The organism is Magnetospirillum gryphiswaldense MSR-1 v2 (assembly GCF_000513295.1).
In the GTDB taxonomy this organism is placed as follows: Bacteria; Pseudomonadota; Alphaproteobacteria; order Rhodospirillales; family Magnetospirillaceae; genus Magnetospirillum; species Magnetospirillum gryphiswaldense.
This window is the reverse complement of the sequence record NC_023065.1, coordinates 3662883-3685520: the sequence shown is the minus strand read 5'-3', so window position 1 is coordinate 3685520 and position 22638 is coordinate 3662883. Positions and strand designations below refer to the sequence as shown.

The window sequence follows — 22638 nt, the reverse complement described above, 5'->3', positions numbered from 1 at the left end:
TGATTAGAAATCGGGGAAACTGATCCATGAGCGAAAACAGCTTCGACGTCGTCATCATCGGTGGCGGCCCCGGCGGTTACGTCGCCGCCATCCGTGCCGGCCAGTTGGGCCTGAAGACCGCCATCATCGAAAAGCGCGGCGCCCTGGGCGGCACCTGCCTGAACGTCGGCTGCATCCCGTCCAAGGCCCTGCTGTCGGCCTCGCACGCCTATGAAGCCGCCAGCCACGAATACGCTGCCTTCGGCGTCAAGATCGGCAAGGTGGAAATCGACGTCGCCGGCATGATGTCGCACAAGGACAAGGTGGTCAGCGACAACACCAAGGGCATCGAGTTCTTGATGAAGAAGAACAAGGTGACCTACCTGATCGGCGCCGGTGAAATCACCGGGGCCGGCACCGTCAAGGTGACCGGCAAGGACGGCGAGCAGGTGGTGACCGCCAAGGCCATCATCATCGCCACCGGCTCCGACGTCACCCCCTTGCCGGGTGTCGAGATCGACGAGGAGGTGATCGTTTCCTCCACCGGCGCGCTGAAGCTGGACAAGACCCCGAAGAGCATGGTGGTCATTGGTGGCGGCGTCATCGGCCTGGAATTGGGCACCGTGTGGCGGCGCCTGGGCACCAAGGTGACCGTGGTCGAGTTCCTCGACAAGATCCTGCCGACCAATGACGGCGAAGTCTCCAAGACCATGCAGAAGATCCTGGCCAAGCAGGGCATGGACTTCAAGCTGGGCACCAAGGTGACCAAGGCGGAGAAGAAGGGCAAGGGCGTGACCCTGACGGTGGAACCCGCCGCCGGCGGCACGGCTGAAGAGATCAAGGCCGACGTGGTGCTGGTGGCCATCGGCCGCAAGCCCTACACCGATGGTCTGGGCCTGGAAAATGTCGGCATCGAGAAGGATGCGCGCGGCTTCATCAAGGTCGACCATTACTTCCGCACCAACGTACCCGGCGTCTTCGCCATCGGTGACGTCATCGGTGGCGCCATGCTGGCCCACAAGGCGGAAGAAGAGGGCGTCGCCCTGGCCGAGCTGCTGGCCGGTGAACACGGCCATGTCAATTACGACGTCATCCCCGGTGTGGTCTACACTTGGCCGGAAGTGGCTGCCGTCGGCAAGACCGAGGAACAGTTGAAGGCCGAGGGCATCGCCTACAATGCCGGCAAGTTCCCGTTCTCGGCCAATGGCCGGGCGCGGTCCATGAACGAGACCGAAGGCTTCGTCAAGGTGCTGGCCTGCGCCGCCACCGACCGCGTGCTGGGTGCCCACATCGTCGGCCCCAATGCCGGCGACCTGTTGGCGGAAATGGTCATGGCCATGGAATTCGGCGCTTCCGCCGAGGACGTGGCCCGTACCTGCCACTCGCATCCCGGTTTGGGCGAAGCGGTGAAGGAAGCCTGCCTGGCCGCCAACAAGCGCGCCTTGCATACCTAAAGTTCAGGATTGTCCAAGAAAAACGAAAGGCCGTGGGGTGGCGACACCCCGCGGCCTTTTAATTTGTCTTCGCTCTGGCCCTTGGATACCCGCTATCAGGCGGTGGGCTGAACCACCTTGCAGGCTTGCTTGGCCTTGGTCAGCCGCTTGCAGGCGGCGCGGGCCTGATCCTCGGTGAAACCGGTCAGGCGCGAGCGATAAACCACCTGCTTGCCGGATTTGGCCTTAGCCACGTCAACGGTGGCGACGGAAACCAAGGCACCCAATTTCTTGGCGGCGGTGCTGGCGGCCTTGTGGGAAGTCTTATAATCGCCGAAGGCGCCGACTTGGATGCCCCAGGAATCGGGATCGGCGTCCCCCACATCCTGATCCGCCGCCGGGGCCTTGAACGATGCCCGAGCGGTATTGCTGCCCTTGTTCGTGGGTTCACTGGCGGCGCTGGCGATCAGCTTGTCCAGATCGGCCCGGTCTTCTTCCTCGATGGCGGCGGACCGCATTTCGGCGCCGCGGCCCAGGCGAGCGAAGCCCTTGTCGAGAATCTGCGCCATGTTGTTGTCACGCCAACCGGCGGTATTGCCGCCAAAGACGACGCCGACGATGCGCTTGCCGTCGCGCTTGGCCGAGGCGATCAGATTGAAGCCCGAGGCGTTGATATAGCCGGTCTTGATGCCGTCGGCGCCTTGATAGCGCAGCATCAACCGGTTATGGGTGCTGATGGGCTGACCCTGCCAGTTGAACTGGCGGGTGGAGAAATAGTGGTAATAGCGGCCATGGTGGCGGACCAGGGCGCGGGCCAGGGTGGCCTGATCGCGCGGCGTCGAAATCTGCCCCATGTCGGGCAAGCCCGAGGCGTTGCGGTAGGTGGTCGAGTTCATGCCCAATTGCCGAGCCTTGCGGGTCATCATCTCGGCGAAGTCGTCCTCGCTGCCGCCGATGGCTTCCGCCACCACCACGGCGACGTCATTGGCCGACTTGGTTACCAGCGACAAAACCGCGTCTTCCACGTCGATACGGTCGCCCACTTTCAGGTTCAATTTCGACGGCGACTGACGGGTGGCATGGGCCGACACCGGCATGCGCGAATTCAAGGTCAGCTTGCCCTGTTCAAGCGCGTCAAACAAAAGGTACAGCGTCATCACCTTGGTCAACGAGGCGGGGTAGGACCGGCGATCGGGATTGACGGCATAAAGCACATTGCCGTTATCGGCATCGACGACGATGGACGCATAGCGATCGTCGCGGGCATGGGCAGTGTGCGGAGCCAAGACCAAAATGGTCATCAGCATCAAGGCGCGACCCACCAAGCCGGTGATGTGACGGAGCAATGGCAATGGTCCAACCTTCCCCTGGTAAAGACGGCAGATTAACAATCCGCCGAAGACCTTAAAGAAATCACAATTTCGTGTCCACTTTCCCGGCGTTCGTTCGATAACTTCCATTCAGACGTGTTGGCGGCGACGTGGATTTGAGCCTATAAAATTTGTGCGTTGGCGAAAGGATGATTCCATGCGGCGGATTTTCCCAGTCTTGCTCTCGGGTTTGGTTTTGGCCGGGTGCACTTATGGCGGCGGCGATATGGGCGATCCGCTCACCCGCAAGTTCCATTGGTTCTCGTATGTGGCCGGCGACGACATCCGCGCCACCTGTCAGGCCGGGACGCCCGATCGCTTCCGTCTGGTTTATAACGGTATTTACGACCAGCAATTGCGCCTGTACGAACTGGATTCGGTCCGCCGCGTGCTGACGGTCAAGGTGACGGCGCCGGGCAATGCGGCGGACTTGTCCGCCGACGACCTGCTGGGGCCGTGGCGGGCGAGCGAAGGCAAGGTGCAATTGGATGAGGCGGCTTACGCCAGTCTGGTCGGCGATTTCACCGCCGCCGGACTGTTCGGCCCGCCGGCGGTGGGGCGCGAATTGCCGTCGCGCGGCTATCACTGGGCGGCGGCCAGTTGCAAGGATGGCCAGTTCCGGTTTACCGGGTGGGCCTATCCCGAGACCGACCTGAACGCCCTGGCCTTCGCCGCACCGCTTTTCGCCGCCGATCCCACCAAGATCGCCGTGGCCCGGCCCGGCCCGATCCCCGTCGACCCGCAATACGAAGCGAAGCTGCGCAACGGCGAGGTGTCGACGTTTTCACTGAAGGTCGGAGCCCACGGAATGGTACGCTAGGGAGGCTAAAATTAAGCTTTTGCTGCACTGCACAAAATGACCTTGACTTTGCGCTTGGGGATCGCACACACTGCCTATATTGCGTCGCAGCATGCGCTCTTCTGGTGTGCCCGGCGCCCCATCTGATCGCCAGCCCATAGGGATGCTCCGCCAATGACTACCCCCGCCAAGCCCGCCGCCAAGAAAACCGCTGCCCCCAAATCCGCCGCCGCCAAGGTTGCAGCCAAGCCCGCCGCGACCGCCCCGGCCCCGACCCCGGTCGCCGTTGAAGCTCCGGTTGTGGCTGAAGCCCCGGTCGTCGTCGCTGCCCCGGTTGAAGTTGCGGTCCCGGCTCCGGCTGTGGTTGAAGTTGAAGCTCCGGTTGTGGTTGAGGCCGCCCCGGTGGTCGAGGTTGTCGCTGCCATCGCCGAACCGGCCCCGGCTCAAAGCGATGCCGCCGCCCGGGCCCAGGCCGCGGCGCTGAAATCCTATGAAGAATTGTCGGCTGCTGCCAAGGATGCCCTTGATGCCGTCGTCGCCTCGTCGGAAGTGCTGTCGCAGGGCTTGCAGAATTTGGGCAACACCGTCTATGGCCTGGCCCAGCAGAGCGTTGACGAAGGCGTGGCCTTGTCCAAGCAATTGATGGCGGCCAAGACCATGCGCGAACTGATCGATCTGCAATCCGCCCAGGTCAAGGCGCAGTTGGACCGCCTGTTGACCGAGGCGCCGCGCCTGGGCGACCTGTCGGTCAAGCTGGTCGAGGATGCGGTGGCGCCGTTGAACGCCCGCGTCAAGGCGGTGGTCGAGAAGTTCACCAAGCCCGGCGTCTAAGCTGGTTTTTCCTGCTATTTTGACGGCCCGGCGCAATGCGCCGGGCCGTTTTCTTTTTCGCAGACGCAAAGACCCTCTTTTCGTTCTGCGATTTTGCCCAATATGATAGGCGTGTACCGATGGGCACCAATCTCGCAAACGAGACCATGAGCGATCATAACGACGACAAGCAGAACGGCGACAATCAGACCGGGGTGGTCATCAAGACCCGCCCCAAGACGAAAAAGCCGTCCATGTACAAAGTGCTGATGCTGAACGACGACTACACGCCGATGGAGTTCGTCGTCCATGTGCTTGAGCATTTTTTCAACAAATCCCGCGAGGACGCCACGCGCATCATGCTGCATGTCCATACGCGGGGCGTCGGGATCTGCGGCGTGTACACGTACGAAGTGGCGGAAACCAAGGTGACCCAGGTCATGGATCTGGCCCGGCAGAACCAACATCCGCTGCAATGCACCATCGAAAAGGACTAGCTGCCTAACAGCCAAGGAGAGGGCCACATGCTGTCGCAAAATCTTGAACAAAGCCTGCGCCGCGCCTTGGCCCTGGCGGCGGAGCGCCGCCACGAATACGCCACCTTGGAACATTTGCTGCTGGCGCTGACCGAGGACAACGACGCCTTGGCGGTGATGCGGGCCTGCAATGTGGATGTGGGGCGCCTGACCGGGGACCTGCGCGATTTCGTCGATCATTCGCTCAATGATCTGATCAGCGACAAGCTGGTCGAGCCCAAGCCCACCGCCGGTTTCCAGCGGGTGGTACAGCGTGCCGCCATCCACGTGCAAAGCTCGGGGCGGGAAGAGGTGACCGGCGCCAACGTCATCGTCGCCCTGTTCTCGGAACGTGAAAGCCACGCCGTCTATTTCCTGCAAACCCAGGATATGACCCGTCTGGACGCGGTCAATTACATCAGCCACGGCGTCGCCAAGGCGGCGGGCCGCAGCCAGAATCGCACGGTGCACGGCGCCGACGAGGAGGCTAATCCGGAGAAGGTGGTCAAGAAGGGGCACGAGGCGCTGAACGCCTATTGCATCGACCTCAACAAGAAGGCGAGTGTCGGCAAGATCGACCCCCTGATCGGGCGCGAGGCGGAAATCGAGCGCACCATCCAGATTCTGTGTCGGCGGTCGAAGAACAACCCGCTTTATGTCGGCGATCCCGGCGTCGGCAAGACCGCCATCGCCGAGGGTCTGGCGCTGCGCATCGTCAAGGGCGAGGTGCCCGACGTGCTTAGGGGAGCCACCATCTTCTCGCTCGACATGGGCACACTGTTGGCCGGCACCCGCTATCGCGGCGATTTCGAGGAACGCCTCAAGGCGGTGGTGACCGAGTTGGAGAACTTCCCTGGCGCCATCATGTTCATCGATGAAATCCATACGGTGATCGGGGCCGGGGCGACCTCGGGCGGGTCCATGGATGCGTCCAACCTGCTGAAGCCGGCCCTGGCCTCGGGGGCGCTGCGCTGCATCGGCTCGACCACCTACAAGGAATACCGCAATCATTTTGAAAAGGACCGCGCCTTGGTGCGCCGGTTCCAGAAGATCGACGTCAACGAGCCGTCGGTCGAGGATTCCATCAAGATCCTGAACGGCATCAAGGTCTATTACGAAAACCACCACCACGTGAAATATACCAATGACGCCATCAAGGCGGCGGTGGAACTGGCGGCCAAGTACATCACCGACCGTAAGCTGCCCGACAAGGCCATCGACGTTATCGACGAAGTGGGGGCGGCGCGCATGCTGCTGCCCGAATCCAAGCGGCGCAAGACGGTGACGGTCAAGGACGTGGAAGACATCGTCGCCAAGATCGCCCGCATCCCGCCCAAATCGGTGTCCACCAACGACGTCGAGGCGTTGCGTACGCTGGAACGCGATCTGAAAACCCTGGTGTTCGGCCAGGAAAAGGCGATCGAGGCCCTGGCCAGCGCCATCAAGCTGGCCCGCGCCGGCCTGCGTGAACCGGAAAAGCCCATCGGTTGCTACCTGTTCAGCGGCCCCACCGGCGTCGGCAAGACCGAGGTGGCGCGCCAACTGGCCCGCATCATGGGCATCGAGCTGACCCGCTTCGACATGTCGGAATACATGGAGCGGCATTCGGTGTCGCGCCTGATCGGCGCTCCGCCCGGCTATGTCGGCTTCGACCAGGGCGGGCTCTTGACCGACGCCATCGACCAGCATCCCCATTGCGTGCTGTTGCTGGACGAGATCGAAAAAGCCCATCCCGACCTGTTCAACATCCTGTTGCAGGTGATGGACCATGGCCGCCTGACCGACCACAACGGCAAGAACGTGGATTTCCGCAACGTCATCCTGATCATGACCACCAATGCCGGAGCTGCCGACATGGCCAAGCCGGCCATCGGCTTCGAGCGCGAATCGCGCGAAGGCGACGACCAGGAGGCCATTCAGCGCATGTTCACGCCGGAATTCCGCAACCGCCTGGACTCGATCATCCCGTTTGCCAGCCTGAGCACGGAAATCGTGGCGCAGGTGGTGGATAAGTTCGTCATTCAGCTGGAAGCCCAGTTGAGCGACCGCGATGTCCATATCGAACTGACCGAATCGGCCCGCCAATGGTTGGTGAAAAAGGGCTATGACCGCGCCTTCGGCGCCCGTCCTTTGGGCCGGGTGATCCAGGAACACATCAAGAAGCCGCTGGCCGAGGAATTGCTGTTCGGCAAGCTGGCCAAGGGCGGTGTGGTCAAGGTGGGCGTGGATGATGACGGCAAGCTGACCTTCATCATCGAATCGACGCCGGGCAAGGCAGAGAAAGTGCCGGAACTGGTGGAGTGACCGAGGACGAGATCAAGGCCCGCATCCTCTTCAAGGACCAGGACGTCATCGTCCTGGACAAGCCGGCGGGGCTGGCGGTGCATGCCGGCCCCAATTCCCTCGACCATCTGGAACTTTATCTGGATGCGCTGAAATTCGGCTGGTCCATGGCGCCGCGTCTGGCCCATCGCCTCGACCGTGACACGTCGGGTTGCCTGCTGTTGGGCCGGCACGACAAATCCATCAAACGGCTGGGCAAGATGTTCATGCAAGGCCGGGTGGAAAAATCCTATTGGACCGTGGTCCATGGTACGCCGCCCGAGGATACGGGCGAGATATCCGCCCCCATCCACAAAGTCACCGGCAAGGGCGGCTGGCGCATCATCATCGATGCCGCCGGCCAACCGGCGGTGACACGGTGGCGGGTGCTGGGGCGCGGCGACGGGCTGTCTTGGATCGAATGCACCCCCTTGACCGGACGCACCCACCAGATCCGGGTGCACATGAAACATCTGGGCTGCCCGGTGCGCGGCGACGTCTATTACGGCCCCGACCCTGAAAGCGAGTTGGGCTTGCACCTGCAATCCCACGCCATCGGCGTGCCGCCCCTGTCGACGGGCAAGGATTGGATCAGGGCGGAGGCGCCGCCGCCGCCGCATATGGTTCAGGCCCTGTTCATGTGTGGCTGGATAGGGTAAGTCCCAGGTTTGCCGTCGTCAGGGGGAAGACATGACCGAAGCCGCCCATATCAGCGATCAGCCCTATCCCATACGCCGCCTGTTTTATAGAAGGGTGGTCCCGGCCTTGGTTCTGTCGGCCATGGTCTTGTTGGGTGGTGGTTGGGTGGCGGTCAACTCGCTGGAACGCCATGTCTATCTGGAAACCACCCAGCGGCGGGTGGAGACCACGGTGGATTTGGCGGAGCAGGCGGAACCGCAGGTGTGGATGCGGCTGTTATCGGGGGAAAGCCCGGCCAGCGTTTTCGCCGATCCGGCCAGCGCACGGGCGGCGGCCATGCTGGAGGCGGTGGCCAAGGACGGCCACGCCCTGCAACTGAAGATTTTCGACCGTCGCGGCACCACCTTGTACGCCACCGACACCGCCGATATCGGCGTGCGCGAGGAAAACGCCCTGCTGCGACAGGTATTGACCGACAACAAGCCGGCCATCGAGATTGCCCGGCGGTCGGCGGAAACCCTTTATGAAATTTATATCCCGGTGGAAACCGCCGGCCAGCGCATCGCTTTTGAGGTCTATGAACCGGCCAGCGTACTGGACGAGATCATCGCCGACAGCTTCATCCAGTTCGCGGCGCTGCCGGTGGCCATCCTGCTGGCCCTGGGCCTGTGGCTGGCCCGCATCGTCCGCAGTGCCCAGGCGGATATCGATGCCCGCGTCAGTGTCCAGCAAAGCTTGCGCCGGCAGTTGGAACGTTTCGTCTCGCAAAGCGCCGGCGCGGCGGCGCGGCTGTCGCCCGACGGCTCTGTGCCGATCACCCGTGCCGGCATGACTTTGTTCTATTCCGACGTGCGCGATTTCTCCAGCCTGGCAGAATTTCATCCGCCCAAGGCAACGGTGGATTTCCTCAACGAATTGATGACCCGGCAGGTCGAGGTGGTCAGCCGGCACGGCGGCGACGTCGACAAGATGATCGGCGACGCGCTTCTGGTGCGCTTCGAGGGCGCCGACCGCGAGGCCCGCGCCCTAATGGCCGCTCAGGAAATTCTGGCGGATCTGGCGGCGCAGCCCATGGCGCGCGGCATCGGCATCGGCATCTATGACGGCGAGGCCATCTTGGGGGCCATCGGGCCGAAGGAACGCCAGGATTTCACCGTCATCGGCGATAGCGTCAATCTGGCGGCGCGGCTGTGCTCTTTGGCCGAGGACGGACAATTGGTGGTCGACGAGATGGCGTTGCGCCGCTCGGGCCTGTCCGATGCCGATTATTCGGCGGCGGAAGACAACAAGGTCAAGGGCCGCAGCGCCCTGGTCAGCGTGCGGCGCTGGTCGCCGAAGGCGACCTGACTAACCGACGCCGAAGGCGACTTAAATACTGACATCGACCAGTTTGCCCAGACCGTTCTGGGTAGGGGATTGGGCGGGCGGCTGACCCTCGACGGCGGCGGCCACCAACTGGGCGACGGCAGCATCCTGCTGTGCCGCGTGGCGCAGCATGCGTACACCCAGATCATGGCCCTGATGGCCTTTCCATCCGGCCAGGGACAATTCGGTCATGCCGGTCACGTCCATGACATGCTTCCCTTTGCGCACAAAATCCCGATCCACCCTTATACCACAAAGCGAGGGTTGATTTTGACGGTACGAAGGTATGAGCGTGCTATAACGTGTAAGACCAGATCCCGATGAGGTCGCTCGATCGGGATTTGGCTAGGCCCAAGGGGCCGCGCGGCTTATGCCGCGGGAGGCAAGGGTTGCGGAGCAACCCGCCCGCCGCTTGAGGGCGTCGCTGATCGGTCACGATCAGCGGGATATGGTGTAAGCCATCGGGGGCGAAACACGGACTGGGTCATGGAACATCTGATCGCCATCGTCTTCACCCTGACCTATGTGGGCATGGCCTTGGGACGGGTGCCAGGACTGACCCTGGATCGTACCGGCATCGCCTTGATCGCCGCCGTGGTCTTGCTGGCCTCGGGCCAGGTGAAGGTCGAGGATGCCGGCGCCGCCATCGACATGCCCACCTTGCTGCTTTTGTTCGCCCTGATGCTGGTCTCGGCCCAGTTCCAGGAAGCCGGGCTTTATCGCGTCGTCGCCGGCAAGGTGGCGGTGTCGGTGGGCAGCGCCCATCGCCTGCTGTTCCTGACCATCCTATCCGCCGGGCTGCTGTCGGCGGTGCTGGCCAACGACATCGTCGTCTTCGCCATGGCCCCCATGCTGGTGGAGGGCATCCGCGGGCGGGGAATGGACCCACGCCCGTTCCTGCTGGGGTTGGCCGGCGGCGCCAATGCCGGCAGCGCCATGACCATCATCGGCAATCCGCAAAACATCCTGATCGGTCAGGTGGGCGGGCTGGATTTCTGGCATTTTCTGCTGGTGTGCGGGGTGCCGGGACTGGTGTCCATGCTGCTGGTCTATGGCTGCATCCGGCTGTTGTGGCGTCATCAACTGGCCATCCCGCCAGTGCCGGCGGCGGAAGGGCTGGTGCCCCCCTTGGACTACTGGCAGACCGTCAAGGGGGTGGCGGCGGTGCTGGGGCTGATGGTTTTGTTCGCCACCGACTTGCCGCGTGAGGTCGGTGCCCTGGCGGTGGCCGCCCCCCTGTTGCTGTCGCGGCGCTTGGCCAGCCGCGACATGATCGGTGCGGTGGACTGGCACCTGCTGCTGCTGTTCGCCTGTCTGTTCGTGATCACCGATGCTTTCGCCGCCAGCCCGTGGGCGGCCTTGGGGGTGGAATGGCTGGCGGAGCGGCAATGGCTGCCCGACCGCATCACCGTGATGACGCCGCTTTTGACCGTCGCTTCCAACACCATCGGCAACGTGCCGGCGGTCATGCTGATCCTGTCCATGTGGCCCATTGAAGGCGACGGTCCGGTCTATGGTCTGGCGTTGTTGTCCACCTTGGCCGGCAATCTGCTGCTGGTGGGGTCGCTGGCCAACATCATCGTCGCCGAGCGGGCGGCGGCCTCGGGGGTCAAGTTGACCTTCACCGATTTCGCCCGCGCCGGTATCCCCATGACCCTCGCCTCGCTGGCGGTGGCCTCGGGCTGGCTTTTGCTGGGCGGCTGGATGGGATGGTAGATTATTTCGGCGGCTGGGTGGCCTGATAGCGCTGCATGGCTTTTTCCATCGCCTCCTGGGCGACACGTCGACCGATGACGGCACCGGCACTCATGCTCCGTTGCAGCAGCGGCCCTTGCTGGGCGGCCATTTTCTGCCCGGTCGGAGTGCCGTAGAATGTGCGCATGTCGTCGATTTCCCCCTCGCTGAAGGTATCGCTGTACAGGGGGATGGTGCTGGCGATGAAATCACCAATGGCGTTACGGAACCCGGCGTTCAGTTCCTCCTCGACCATGGCGACCAGGGCCGGCGGGGCGTCCTTCAGGCTTTGACGGATCATCGGTATGATGTTGCCGGTCATCTGCGTCATGGAGTCCCGTATGGCTGCCTCGGTGCCGGTCTCACGGATCAGGGCGCGGATCTTATCAGATTTGGTATCGGCCAGGGCCGGGGTGGCCCAACTGATCCAGGCCAGGGCGACGATGGTGATGGCGCGCAAAAGCATCTTGTTCCCCCTATGAATTCAATCGGGGAACTATGCGATCGGTCGCGCACAAAGTACAGCCCTTGGTTTTATTGGTGCGGCCCGAGCTGACGTGTTGGGTCATAGCCGTCGCGCAGGGCCGCCAGCATGATCTCGGCGCAGGCGACCGCGTCGGACAGGGCGTCGTGGTGGTTGAGCGGCTGGGCCAGGAAGCGGCAGACATCGGGCAGCTTGGTCGGGCGCAGGTTCCAGGTGTCGCGCGCCACCCGTACGGTGCAGACGAACGGGGTCAAGGGGGCGCCATGGCCATGGGCGCGGCAGCATTCGGCCAGCACGCCCTTGTCGAAGGGGGCGTTGTGGGCGGCCAGGAACGGTGCTGCGTCGATCAGATCACGGATTTCCGGCCAGAAATGGCCAAAATCCGGCTGATCCTTGACCATGTCCCAGGTGATGCCGTGGATATGGGTGAACATCTGCGAAGCGCGCGGCGGCCGGATCAACCGATGCCAGGTTTCCGCCACTGTGCCGTTCTTCACTACCGCCAGGGCCAGCGAACAGGCGCTGTCACGGCCATTATCGGCGGTCTCGAAATCAAGGGCGATGAAATCCATCAGATATCTTCGAACTCGATGGTATTGCTGCTGGTCAGGTCGTCCTGGCTGGCCACGTGGTTGCGGCCCTGGCGCTTGGCCAGATACAGCGCCTCGTCGGCACGGTGGATGAAGGCGCCCAGGGTTTCGCCGAACTCGTATTCGGCCACCCCCACCGACAGGGTCACCTGACCCAGAACCTGACCGGTGCGGCGGTTCAGCACCTTGCGTCCGGCCACCTGGCGGCGCACGGTCTCGGCCACCGCCACCCCGTCCTTCAGGCGGGTGTCGGGCAGGATGATGGCGAATTCCTCGCCGCCATAGCGTGCCGCGGTGTCCTTGCCCTTGATACAATCCTGGATGGTACGGGCCACCAACTTCAGCACCTGATCCCCCAGCATATGGCCGTGGGTATCGTTGAACTGCTTGAAGAAGTCGATGTCGATCATCAACAATGACAGGAACTTACGGTCTTCCTCGGATTCCAAGGCGGCTTCGCGCAAAGAAACGTCGAACAGCTTGCGGTTGGCCAGCCCGGTCAGGGCGTCGGTGGTGGCCTCGCGCTTCAACTGGTCGAGATCCTCGCGCAGGCGGGCGATTTCGCCGGAACTGGTTTCCAGGCGTTCTTCCAGTTGGCGGTTGACCTCGATCATCACCTTGGTTTCATCCAGGATGGACTTGACCAGATTGCCCAGATCGGCGGAAGGCTGCGGGGTCGTCAACTCGCCGCTGAAGTTTTCCAGGGCGCTGCCGTATTGAATGGCCCCTTGGTTGGCGGTGGACAGATAATCCATCACTCGCGCCACCGCGTCCTCGATACGCTTGCCCACCGCGCGCAACTCGGCCTCGTGCTGGGACATGCCGAAAAAGCGTTCGTACAGATCGTTGCAGACGGTATCGGTGAATTTCTGCCCCGACCGCAAGATGCCGTTGATGGCCTTGGACAGTTCCGGGTCGCGGTCGGCGACGAAGGCGTACCAGACGATGAAGTTGTTGGGATGGGCGGCGACGCCATAACGATCCATCATGCCCATGGCGGCGCGGGCGCAGTGGGCGGCGATATCGACCGGATCGGTAAAGGTGATCATGGCACTGGTCCTAATTGCATTGCCCGATGGAGCCGGGGGCGCAGATGCGTTGGCCGTCGATCCAGCGCGCCCCCGACAGATCGGCATTCAGAAGGTCGGCGCCCAGCATGCGGGCACCGGTCAAATCGGCACCTTGCAGATTGGCGCGGAAGAATTTGGCCCGACGCAGATCAGCCTGTTTCAGCGAGGCGCCGGAAAGATCGGTCTTGGTGAAATCCGCTTCCACCAAAATGGCGCCGTCCAGATTGGCCCCCGCCAGAGTGGCACTGACGAAGCGGGCACGATAGGCGTCGGCACCAATCAGCCGCACCTTGGCCATCAGGCTGCGCTGAAAGCTGGTCTCGCGCAGGCGCGCCCCTGACAGATCGTGGCCGGACAGATCGCGTCCATCCACATAGCAACGCTGCCAATCCACCTTGGGTTCCCCCGGGGCGGTGCAATCCGCCGCCGAGGCGGCACCGGTGGCAACCAGCAGGACCGCCATGACGGAAAGAAGAAGGGTTTGTCGCATTTCTCTTTTTTAGACGCCCCCGGCTCTCGGCGGAAGCACTATTTGGGTATGGGCCGCAAGGTTTACCTGCGCCCCGCACAGGCGTAGGCTGTGATGACGGTCCCATGATCAGGATTGCCCAACCATGACCGATACCGCCGCAGATACCGTACTGGCTCGGGCCGAGGCCCATTGGCTGGCTGGCGAAGCCCAGCAGGCGCGCGAAGGCTTTCGCCGTGCCCGCATGTTGTTTCATCAGGCCGCCGATCCGGCGTCGGAGGCCCACGCCTTGATCCTGTTGGGTGATTTCGAGGCCGAGCATGATCGTTGGGATGACGCCGCCGCCAGCTTCGCCGATGCCCGCGCCCTTTATAATCGCCTGGGCGATCAGCACGGCCAAGGCGGCGCGCTGGTGCGATTGGGGCGGTTGTCGCAATCCCGCGCCCGGGTGACCGAGGCCGAGCACTATTATCAATCGGCGCACGAGGTCTTCGCCGCCGCCGGCGATCAGTCGGGTATGGCCCATGTGGCCAAGCGCCGTGGCCATCTGGCCCGCGACCAGGGCCGCCACGATTTCGCCCTCGACCACTATCACCACGCCTTGGACCTGTACCGCCGCGCCGGCGACACCTTGGGGCAAGCGCATGTGTTGAAGGGACTGGCCATGCTGCACCGCCGATTGGGTCACGGCGACAAGGCGCACAACGATTTCGACGCCGCCCGCGATCTTTACGCCCAGGCCGGCGACGTGCTGGGCGAGGCGGCGGCCTGCCGGGGCCTGGGGCATCTGTTGCGGCAATTGGGCGACCATGACGGCGCGGTCAAAGCCTTGGATGCCGCCCGTCATCTTTATGCCGCCATGGGCCATCTGAAAGCCGAGGCGGAAACCCGGCTGGAACTGGCCGAGGACATGGCGGCGATCGACCCGGGCAAGGCCCGCGCGCATCGCAAGCACGCCCATGATTTGTTCCTGCGTCTGGGCGATGCCGAACAGGCGGCATCGATCACGGTGGATTGAGTTGACCGTGAAAAAGTCCCTCGGCTTTGCCTCGGTGTACTTTTCCCCGATTTGAACAGGGAAAACTCGTGCTCAAGCAAGCTTTCCGCGCGGGTTTCAGTCTTTCTCCCGCCTTTGCCCGGCAAAGGCGGTAAAACGTAAAAGCGAAAAATAGGCGCAGGGCCGTCCCAAGCCTATTTTTCTCCTTTTAAATCAACGGGAAAAAGTACACTGAGCGAAGCGAGGGACTTTTTCACGGGTAACGGATTGAACCCGCCGCCGCCAGGGGTTTCCACCACCAGCACGTCGCCGGCCTCGACCTGGATTTGAGCCGTGCCGGGCAGGTCTTCCACCGACCCGTCCGCCCGCTCCACCCGGTTGAGCCCGCGCTGGCCGTCGCCGCCGCCCTGCAGGCCGAAGGGGGCAATGCGGCGGCGGTTGGACAGGATGGCGGCACTCATCGGTTCCAGGAATTTCAGCCGCCGGACCACGCCGTCACCGCCGTGCCATTGCCCCGCCCCGCCCGAACCACGGCGGATGGCGAAGCCGTCCACCAGAACCGGGAAGCGCCATTCCAGCACCTCGGGGTCGGTTAGGCGTGAATTGGTCATGTGGGTCTGCACCGCGCTGGCCCCGTCAAAGCCCGGACCGGCACCGGCACCGCCGCAGATGGTTTCATAATATTGGCGGGCATCGTCGCCAAAGGTCAGGTTGTTCATGGTGCCCTGGCTGGCCGCCATCACCCCCAACGCCGCCATCAGGCAATCGACCAGGGCCTGACTGGTTTCCACGTTGCCGGCGACCACCGCCGCCGGCGGCAAGGGTGCCAGCAGCGAGCCTTCGGGAATGATGATGTCCAGGGGCTTCAGGCAGCCCTGGTTGAGCGGAATGGAATCGTCAACGATCGAGCGGAACACGTAAAGCACCGCCGCCATGGTGATGGATTTGGGGGCGTTGGCATTACCGCGGCGCTGGGGACTGGTGCCGGTGAAGTCGATGCGGGCCGAGCGCGTCGTCCGGTCGATGGTGATGGCGACGCGGATGATGGCGCCATCGTCCATTTCCACCTGGAAACCGCCGTCGTGCAAGCTGGCGACGGCGCCGCGCACCGCCTCTTCCGCATTGGCCTGCACATGGCCCATATAGGCGCGCACGGTGTCGGTACCGTATTGGCGGCACAGGCGGACCAGTTCGGTCGTCCCCTTTTCGTTGGCGGCAAGCTGAGCCTGGAGATCGGCGATGTTCTGGGCAATGTTGCGGGCCGGATGCGGACCCGAGCGCAGCAAATCCTCGATTTCCACTTGGCGGAAGCGGCCTTGCTCGACCAGGACGAAATCGTCGATCAGCACGCCTTCGTCATGGATGGAGGTGGAATTGGGCGGCATGGAGCCCGGCGTGATGCCGCCGATATCGGCGTGATGCCCGCGCGAGGCGACGAAGAACAAAGGCTGGCCGTCGACGAAGACCGGCGTGATGACGGTGATATCGGGCAGGTGGGTGCCGCCGTTATAGGGGGAATTGAGGACGAAGGCATCGCCGGCCCGCATGCTGGCGCCGCGCGCGCGCAAGATGGTGCGCACCGAATCACCCATGGAGCCCAGATGCACCGGGATATGCGGCGCATTGGCCACCAGCCCGCCATCCGCGTCGAAAACGGCGCAAGAAAAATCCAGCCGCTCTTTGATATTGACCGAGTGCGCGGTGTTGGCCAGCACCGCCCCCATCTGCTCGGCCACGCTCATGAACAGGTTGTTGAAGATTTCCAGCATCACCGGGTCGGCGCGAGTACCGGCAGCAAAAGCTTGCGGGCGCGGCGCCACCCGGTGCAGCACCAGATGGCCCTGGGGCCGGATATGGCCCTGCCAGCCCGGTTCCACCACCGTGGTGGCGGTGCTCTCGACGATGACGGCCGGGCCGTCGATCCGGTGACCGGGGCGCAGGTCGTGGCGTTGGTAGACGCCGGCCTCGCACCATCGGCCTTGGCTGTACAGACGCACGCTTTCCCCAACCGGGGCGGGGCCGATGGCGGTGGGCAGATCGGGCAGGGCCGCAGGTTCGCCGCCGCCGGCCACTTCGATGGATACCGATTCCGCCACCAGGGCCCGGCCCGGTTGATCAAAGCCGAAGCGGGCGCGATGGGCGGCGGCAAAGTCTTGCCGCAAGCCGTCCAGATCGCCGAAGGCGACCTCAAGGGCGGTATCCGAGCCTTGGTATTTGATCTTGACGCTGCGGCTGGCGCTCATGTCCAGGCGCTCGATTCCTTGGCGTTCCAACTCGCAGCGGGCCATGGCCTCGATGTCGGCCATGGCCCGGTTGAGCGTCGGCATGGCCGCCTCGTCCAAGCCGATTTCCAGCGCCTTTTCCTTCAGCACCCGCAGATCGGCCAACCCCATGCCATAGGCCGACAGCACCCCGGCCAGCGGGTGCAGGACGACATGGTCCATGGCCAGCGCATCGGCGACCAGACAGGCGTGCTGGCCGCCGGCACCGCCGAAACAGGCCAGGGCATGGCGACCGACATCGTGGCCGCGCGCCACGCTGACCTGCTTGACCGCATTGGCCATGTTGGCGACGGCGATGGCCAGGAAACCTTCGGCCACCTGTTCGGGACCGCAGCCCATGCGGGCGGCAAGACGGGCAAAACCGTCTCGCACCGCCTGCACATCCAAGGGCTGGTTGCCGCCAGAGCCGAAGACATGGGGGAAGTGGTCGGGCTGGATCTTGCCCAGCAGCACGTTGCAATCGGTGACGGTCAGTGGCCCGCCCTTACGATAACAGGCGGGGCCGGGATCGGCGCCGGCGGAATGGGGGCCGACACGGCAACGGGTGCCGTCATAGCTCAGGATCGAGCCGCCACCGGCGGCAACGGTGTGGATGTCCATGATCGGCGCCCGCACCCGGATACCGGCGACCATGGTGTCGAAACTGCGTTCATAGGCGCCGTCATAATGCCAGACATCGGTGGAGGTACCGCCCATGTCGAAGCCGATCAGGCGGTCGAAGCCGGCCTCGGCGCTGGTGACGACGCCGCCGACCACACCGCCCGCCGGCCCCGACAAGATGGCATCCTTGCCCTGGAAGCGCTGGGCATTGGCCAGCCCGCCCGAGCTTTGCATGAACATCAACCGGCTGCATTCCAGTTCTGAAGCCACCCGGTCGACATAGCGGCGCAGGATCGGCGACAGATAGGCATCGGCGACGGTGGTGTCGCCACGCCCGACCAGCTTCATCAACGGGCTGGCCTCGTGCGACAGGCTGATCTGGGTGAAGCCGATATCGCGGGCCATGCGGCCTAGCAGCCGTTCATGGTCGGTGAAGCGATAGCCGTGCAACAACACGATGGCGACCGAGCGAAAGCCAGCTTCATGCAGGGCGCTCAGGCCGGCCAGGGCGCCCGCCTCGTCCAGCGGGCGGAGCACCTGACCTTGCGCGCTCACCCGTTCGTCCACCTCAAGGATGCGGCTGTACAGCATCTCGGGCAAACGGATGGCGCGGGCGAACAGATCAGGGCGGTTCTGCTGGCCGATGCGCAGAGCATCGGCAAAGCCCTTGGTGATGACCAGGGCGGTGGGCTCGCCCTTGCGCTCCAACAAAGCGTTGGTGGCCACCGTGGTGCCCATCTTCACCGCCGCCACCCGGTCGGCCGGAATGGTCTCGCCGTCCGCCACCCCCAACAGGCGGCGGATGCCGGCGATGGCGGCGTCGGCATAATGGCCTGGATTTTCCGACAACAGTTTCAGCGTCGACAGCGTGCCTTCGGGATCACGGGCGACGATGTCGGTGAACGTGCCGCCGCGGTCGATCCAGAATTGCCAGCCGCCCATGGGAACTCCTTGACCAAGAAGGGTGATGCTACCCCAGCTTCAACCGAGACGAAAGGTGCTTGCGCCCTTTGTCGCATGCCTGCCTGAGCAACAGTGCAGAGCGGATATCCCTCTGAGTTATGGCAAAAATCCAGTCAAAGAGTATGGTTAAGATAATTAGTACCAAGGTATGTCAGCGCGGGGGCCGCCATGTCTAAATTGCTTCATTCCCTCACCATCGCGGTCCGGCTGTGGGTGATCGTTGGGCTGACCATGGTCGGTTTCGGTATCGCCTTCCTCACCGAGATCAGCCAGCTTTCCACTGACACCATGCAGGCGCGTCAGGCCAAGGTGCGCAGCGTCATCGAAGCGGCTAGCGGCGTGGTGGCCAATTTCTCCGCGCTGGCGGATAAGGGGGAGATGACCCGCGAGCAGGCGCAGGCGGCGGCAATCGGCGCCATCAAGGCAATGCGTTACGACGGCACCGAATATGTGTGGATCAACAGTCTGGACGGTTTGATGGTCATGCATCCGACCAATCCCAAGCTGGACGGTAAGGAGCTGTTCGGCCTCAAGGATCCCACCGGCAAGCTGTTCTTCAAGGAGATGGTCGACGTGGTTCGCGCCAAGGGCGAAGGCGTGGTCGAGTACATGTGGCCCAAACCCGGTTCCGAAACCCCGGTGCCCAAGGTTTCCTACGTCAAGGGGGTGCCCGGCTGGAACTGGCTGATCGGCTCGGGCGTCTATGTGGACGACGTCGCCCTGGCGGTGCGTGATCGCGCCATCGCGCGCGGCGTGCAGACCGCCATCGGCATCGTGCTGCTGATTGCGGCGGTGGTGCTGATCGCCCGCTCCATCAGCAATCCGCTGAAGCGGCTGACCGCCACCATGAACGAACTGACCCATGGCCGCCTCGACGTCACCATTCCCGATCTGGACAAAGGGGCGGAAATCGGCGCCATGGCCCATTCCATCCAGGTGTTCAAGGAAAACGCCCAATCCATGCGCCGCATGGAAGAGGAACGGGCCGAGACCGAGCGCCGGACCGAGGACGAGCGTCGGGCCATGCGCTTGAAGATGGCCAGCGATTTCGAGACCTCGGTCAAACATGTGGTCAACATGGTCGGCCAATCGGCCCAGGCGCTGAAAGGCACGGCCCAGGCCATGAGCGACAATGCCGAGGACACCGCGGAGAAGTCGCAGGCGGTGGCCGCCGCCGCCGAGCAGGCCACCTCCAACGTGCAGACCGTCGCCGTCGCCACCGAGGAATTGTCGGCCTCGATCCAGGAAATTTCCGGTCAGGTGCATCGTTCCGCCTCCATCGCGCAAAATGCGGTGGAAGCGGCCCAGCGCACCAACGACATCGTCCGCGGCCTGTCGGAAGCCGCCGGTCGCATCGGTCAGGTGGTCGGCATGATCAACACCATCGCCAGCCAGACCAATCTGTTGGCCTTGAACGCCACCATCGAGGCGGCACGGGCCGGTGACGCCGGTAAAGGCTTCGCCGTGGTGGCCGGCGAGGTCAAAAATCTGGCCAACCAGACCGCCAAGGCGACCGAGGAAATCGTCTCGCAGGTGCAGGCGGTGCAGGTGGCCACCGGCGACGCCGTCAAGGCCATCGGTGAAATCGGCCATGTGATCGCCGAGATCAACGAAATTTCCGGTTCCATCGCCGCCGCCATCGAGCAACAGGGTGCCGCCACCCAGGAAATCTCGCGCAATACCCAGCAGGCGGCCCAAGGCACCCAACACGTGTCCGACAATGTGGTCGGCGTTCGCCAGGGGGCCGGCGAAACCGGTCGCTCGGCCGGCAATCTGCTGGATCAGGCGCAAAACCTGTCGGATGAAGCCGGCCAGTTGACCTGCGCCGTCGACCGCTTCCTGTCGGAGGTGCGGGCGGCCTAAGACCGTGGTAAAAGGCGGGGCAGGACCAACAAGGGACTTGCCCCGCCGTGCCCGCCAGCCCTGACGATCTGTTCGCCTGCTTCGACCGCCTGGAAATCGCGGTCACCACCCACCATCACGCCCCCGCCTTCACCGTCGAGCAGGGCAACGAGGTCTGGGGCGACATTCCCGGCATCCATTGCAAGAACCTGTTCTTGAAGGACGGCAAGGGCAGATTGTGGCTGGTGGTCGCCCCCGCCCATGTGCGCGTCGATCTGAAAAGCCTGCCCAAGCGCATCGGCGCCGCCCGGCTGTCCTTCGGTTCCGGCGAATTGCTGGAGCAGGTGCTGGGGGTGGAACCCGGTTCGGTGACGCCGTTCGCCCTGATCAACGATTGCGAGCGCCGCGTCACCCCGGTTCTGGATGCCTGGATGATGGCCCAGCCGCTTTTGAATTATCACCCCTTGCGTAACCATATGACCACCACCATCACCAGCGATGGCTTGCGCCGCTTCCTGACCCATACCGGGCACGCGGCCGAGGTGGTGAATTTGCAGGAGAACGCATGAATATGGCCCCCGAAGAGATGATCGCCGGTCCGGCAGGGCCGGAGCGTATTCAGGCGCTTCGGGCCGAACTGGCAGCGCGCGGGCTGACCGGTTTCATCATTCCACGCGCCGACGAGCACCAGGGGGAATACGTGCCGGCCTCGGCCCAGCGTCTGGCCTGGCTGACCGGCTTCACCGGTTCTGCCGGCATGGCGGTGGTGCTGGCGGACCGTGCCGCCATTTTCGTCGACGGCCGCTATACCTTGCAGGTGGAGCACGAGGTCGACAAAGCCTCGTTTGAAATCCGCCACATGGTCGATCAGCCCATGACCCGATGGCTGGACGAGGCGCTGAATCGGGGCGACCGTCTGGGCTTTGATCCCTGGCTGCACACCGCCGATCAGGCCGAGGCGCTGCGTCTGGTGTGCGAGCGCACCGGGGCTGAGTTGGTGGGCTGCGACACCAATCCACTGGACGCGGTATGGCGCGACCGTCCGCCGCCGCCGTGCCGCCCGGTGGTGGCGCAACCGCTGGCTTTCGCCGGACGGAATTCGGCGGAAAAGCGGTTGGCGCTGTCCGATTCGCTGCGGGCCGAGCGGCTGGACGGGGCAGTTCTGTCCGACCCGGCCTCGGTCGCCTGGCTGTTGAACATTCGCGGTGACGACGTCGCTTATGTGCCGCTGCCCCTGTCGTTCGCTCTTGTCCAGGCCGACGGTACGGTCGATCTGTTCATGGAACCGGCCAAGACCGATGATGCGCTGGTCGCCCATTTGGGCGACGGGATGCGACTGATGCGACCGGCGGATTTCCTGCCGTGTCTGGGGCGGACGCGGGGACGTATCCGCGTTGATAAATCAACGGTGCCGGCGGCGGTCGTACAGGCATTGCGGGACAGCGGCGCCAGTGTCGACATGGGCCTTGACCCCTGCGCCTTGGCCAAGGCCTGCAAGAATCCGGTGGAACTGGCCGGCAGCCGTGCCGCCCATCTGCGCGACGGTGTCGCCATGGTGCGCTTTCTCGCCTGGCTCGATGGCCAGGACGAAATGGATGAAGTGCAGGCCGCCGAGCGCCTGTACGCGTTTCGCGCTCGGGGCGACCGGTTTCGCGGCCTATCGTTTCCCACTATCGCCGGGGCCGGCCCCAATGGGGCCATCGTTCACTATCGCTCCTCCCCGGCCACCAACCGCCGATTGCTGCCCGGCCAGTTGTTCCTGCTGGATTCCGGTGCCCAGTATCAGGATGGCACCACCGATGTCACCCGCACCATCGCCGTGGGTACGCCATCGGCCGAGCAGCGAACCCGCTTCACCCTGGTGCTGAAAGGGCACATCGCCATCGCCACCGCCATTTTCCCCGAAGGCACCACCGGCAGCCAATTGGACGTGCTGGCCCGCCAGGCCTTGTGGCGCCATGGCCTGGATTACGACCACGGCACCGGCCACGGCGTCGGCTCGTATCTGTCGGTGCATGAAGGGCCGCAGCGTATTTCCAAGGTGGGAACCGGGGCGGTGCCGCTGCGCGCCGGCATGATCGTGTCGAACGAGCCCGGTTATTACAAGACCGGCGCCTACGGCATCCGCATCGAAGCCCTGGTGGCGGTAGAGGAGCGCCCGGTGCCGACGGGCGGCGAACGCCCGTTGCTGGGCTTCGAGACCTTGACCCTGGTCCCCATCGATCGTCGTCTCATGGATGTGGCGTTGCTGGATACGACCGAACAGGCCTGGATCGATACCTATCACGCCCGCGTGTATGACGACATCGCCCCCTTGGTCGAGGACGACGTGCGGGCATGGTTGCAATGGGCGACAGCACCGATCTGCTAGAGCC

19 protein-coding genes are annotated in these 22638 nt (G+C 63.8%); 12 read left to right on the top strand and 7 right to left on the bottom strand.

Annotated elements, in window-relative coordinates:
- The first annotated feature begins 26 nt into the window (after positions 1-26).
- The gene (gene lpdA, locus MGMSRV2_RS17690; RefSeq protein WP_024081745.1) at positions 27-1433 is read left to right on the top strand and encodes a dihydrolipoyl dehydrogenase; all 1407 of its coding nucleotides are present in this window, start codon (positions 27-29) and stop codon (positions 1431-1433) included.
- Between the two features lie 95 nt (positions 1434-1528).
- On the opposite strand, the gene MGMSRV2_RS17685 is transcribed toward lpdA, so the two are convergent.
- Positions 1529-2758, bottom strand: a complete 1230-nt coding sequence (locus tag MGMSRV2_RS17685; protein WP_242410700.1) for a D-alanyl-D-alanine carboxypeptidase — start codon at positions 2756-2758, stop codon at positions 1529-1531.
- A 181-nt stretch (positions 2759-2939) separates the two neighbouring features.
- Between MGMSRV2_RS17685 and MGMSRV2_RS17680 the strand changes: the two genes are divergently transcribed.
- The 6 genes from MGMSRV2_RS17680 to MGMSRV2_RS17655 all read left to right on the top strand — a co-directional run bounded on the left by MGMSRV2_RS17680 (position 2940) and on the right by MGMSRV2_RS17655 (position 9214).
- The gene (locus tag MGMSRV2_RS17680; protein ID WP_024081743.1) at positions 2940-3602 is read left to right on the top strand and encodes a hypothetical protein; all 663 of its coding nucleotides are present in this window, start codon (positions 2940-2942) and stop codon (positions 3600-3602) included.
- 153 nt (positions 3603-3755) lie between these two features.
- Positions 3756-4412 carry a phasin family protein gene (locus MGMSRV2_RS17675; protein WP_024081742.1) on the top strand — a complete coding sequence of 219 codons (657 nt, stop codon included), beginning with the start codon at positions 3756-3758 and terminating at the stop codon, positions 4410-4412.
- A 146-nt stretch (positions 4413-4558) separates the two neighbouring features.
- A complete protein-coding gene (gene clpS, locus MGMSRV2_RS17670; protein WP_041634794.1) occupies positions 4559-4888 on the top strand; it encodes an ATP-dependent Clp protease adapter ClpS in 330 nt (109 codons plus the stop codon).
- A 27-nt stretch (positions 4889-4915) separates the two neighbouring features.
- Positions 4916-7210, top strand: coding sequence for an ATP-dependent Clp protease ATP-binding subunit ClpA (gene clpA / locus MGMSRV2_RS17665; RefSeq protein ID WP_024081740.1), 2295 nt, complete (start codon positions 4916-4918; stop codon positions 7208-7210).
- On the top strand, positions 7207-7887 hold the full coding sequence (locus MGMSRV2_RS17660) for an RluA family pseudouridine synthase (protein WP_024081739.1): 681 nt from the start codon (positions 7207-7209) through the stop codon (positions 7885-7887). The genes clpA and MGMSRV2_RS17660 overlap by 4 nt, the downstream gene beginning before the upstream one ends.
- 31 nt (positions 7888-7918) lie before the next feature.
- Positions 7919-9214: an adenylate/guanylate cyclase domain-containing protein gene (locus tag MGMSRV2_RS17655; RefSeq protein WP_024081738.1), complete on the top strand. Its 1296-nt coding sequence runs from the start codon at positions 7919-7921 to the stop codon at positions 9212-9214.
- A 21-nt stretch (positions 9215-9235) separates the two neighbouring features.
- Here MGMSRV2_RS17655 and MGMSRV2_RS17650 read toward each other — a convergent pair whose 3' ends face one another.
- Entirely contained in the window at positions 9236-9439 is a 204-nt protein-coding gene (locus tag MGMSRV2_RS17650; RefSeq protein WP_024081737.1) for a hypothetical protein, read from the bottom strand.
- A 279-nt stretch (positions 9440-9718) separates the two neighbouring features.
- On the opposite strand from MGMSRV2_RS17650, the gene MGMSRV2_RS17645 reads away from it, so the two are divergent.
- Positions 9719-10948: an anion transporter gene (locus tag MGMSRV2_RS17645; RefSeq protein WP_024081736.1), complete on the top strand. Its 1230-nt coding sequence runs from the start codon at positions 9719-9721 to the stop codon at positions 10946-10948.
- A 1-nt stretch (position 10949) separates the two neighbouring features.
- Here the strand turns inward: MGMSRV2_RS17645 and MGMSRV2_RS17640 are convergent, their stop codons facing one another.
- From MGMSRV2_RS17640 to MGMSRV2_RS17625, 4 genes are all read right to left on the bottom strand, one after another.
- On the bottom strand, positions 10950-11432 hold the full coding sequence (locus MGMSRV2_RS17640; RefSeq protein ID WP_024081735.1) for a DUF2059 domain-containing protein: 483 nt from the start codon (positions 11430-11432) through the stop codon (positions 10950-10952).
- 68 nt (positions 11433-11500) lie between these two features.
- Entirely contained in the window at positions 11501-12022 is a 522-nt protein-coding gene (locus MGMSRV2_RS17635; protein WP_024081734.1) for a 3'-5' exonuclease, read from the bottom strand.
- Entirely contained in the window at positions 12022-13089 is a 1068-nt protein-coding gene (locus MGMSRV2_RS17630; protein ID WP_024081733.1) for a GGDEF domain-containing protein, read from the bottom strand. Before MGMSRV2_RS17630 ends, MGMSRV2_RS17635 begins: the two co-directional genes overlap by 1 nt.
- Positions 13090-13099: 10 nt before the next feature.
- Entirely contained in the window at positions 13100-13600 is a 501-nt protein-coding gene (locus MGMSRV2_RS17625) for a pentapeptide repeat-containing protein (RefSeq protein ID WP_041633751.1), read from the bottom strand.
- A 124-nt stretch (positions 13601-13724) separates the two neighbouring features.
- Between MGMSRV2_RS17625 and MGMSRV2_RS17620 the strand changes: the two genes are divergently transcribed.
- Complete coding sequence (locus tag MGMSRV2_RS17620) at positions 13725-14597, top strand: tetratricopeptide repeat protein (protein ID WP_024081731.1); 873 nt, start codon at positions 13725-13727, stop codon at positions 14595-14597.
- A 173-nt stretch (positions 14598-14770) separates the two neighbouring features.
- On the opposite strand, the gene MGMSRV2_RS17615 is transcribed toward MGMSRV2_RS17620, so the two are convergent.
- On the bottom strand, positions 14771-18400 hold the full coding sequence (locus MGMSRV2_RS17615; protein ID WP_024081730.1) for a hydantoinase B/oxoprolinase family protein: 3630 nt from the start codon (positions 18398-18400) through the stop codon (positions 14771-14773).
- 189 nt (positions 18401-18589) lie between these two features.
- On the opposite strand from MGMSRV2_RS17615, the gene MGMSRV2_RS17610 reads away from it, so the two are divergent.
- Genes MGMSRV2_RS17610 through MGMSRV2_RS17600 form a run of 3 tightly spaced genes read left to right on the top strand, consistent with a single transcriptional unit; the run spans position 18590 to position 22634 of the window.
- Positions 18590-20284, top strand: a complete 1695-nt coding sequence (locus MGMSRV2_RS17610; RefSeq protein ID WP_024081729.1) for a methyl-accepting chemotaxis protein — start codon at positions 18590-18592, stop codon at positions 20282-20284.
- A 47-nt stretch (positions 20285-20331) separates the two neighbouring features.
- Entirely contained in the window at positions 20332-20832 is a 501-nt protein-coding gene (locus MGMSRV2_RS17605) for a prolyl-tRNA synthetase associated domain-containing protein (RefSeq protein ID WP_024081728.1), read from the top strand.
- Positions 20829-22634, top strand: coding sequence for an aminopeptidase P family protein (locus MGMSRV2_RS17600; RefSeq protein WP_024081727.1), 1806 nt, complete (start codon positions 20829-20831; stop codon positions 22632-22634). Before MGMSRV2_RS17605 ends, MGMSRV2_RS17600 begins: the two co-directional genes overlap by 4 nt.
- The last annotated feature ends 4 nt before the right edge of the window (positions 22635-22638 follow it).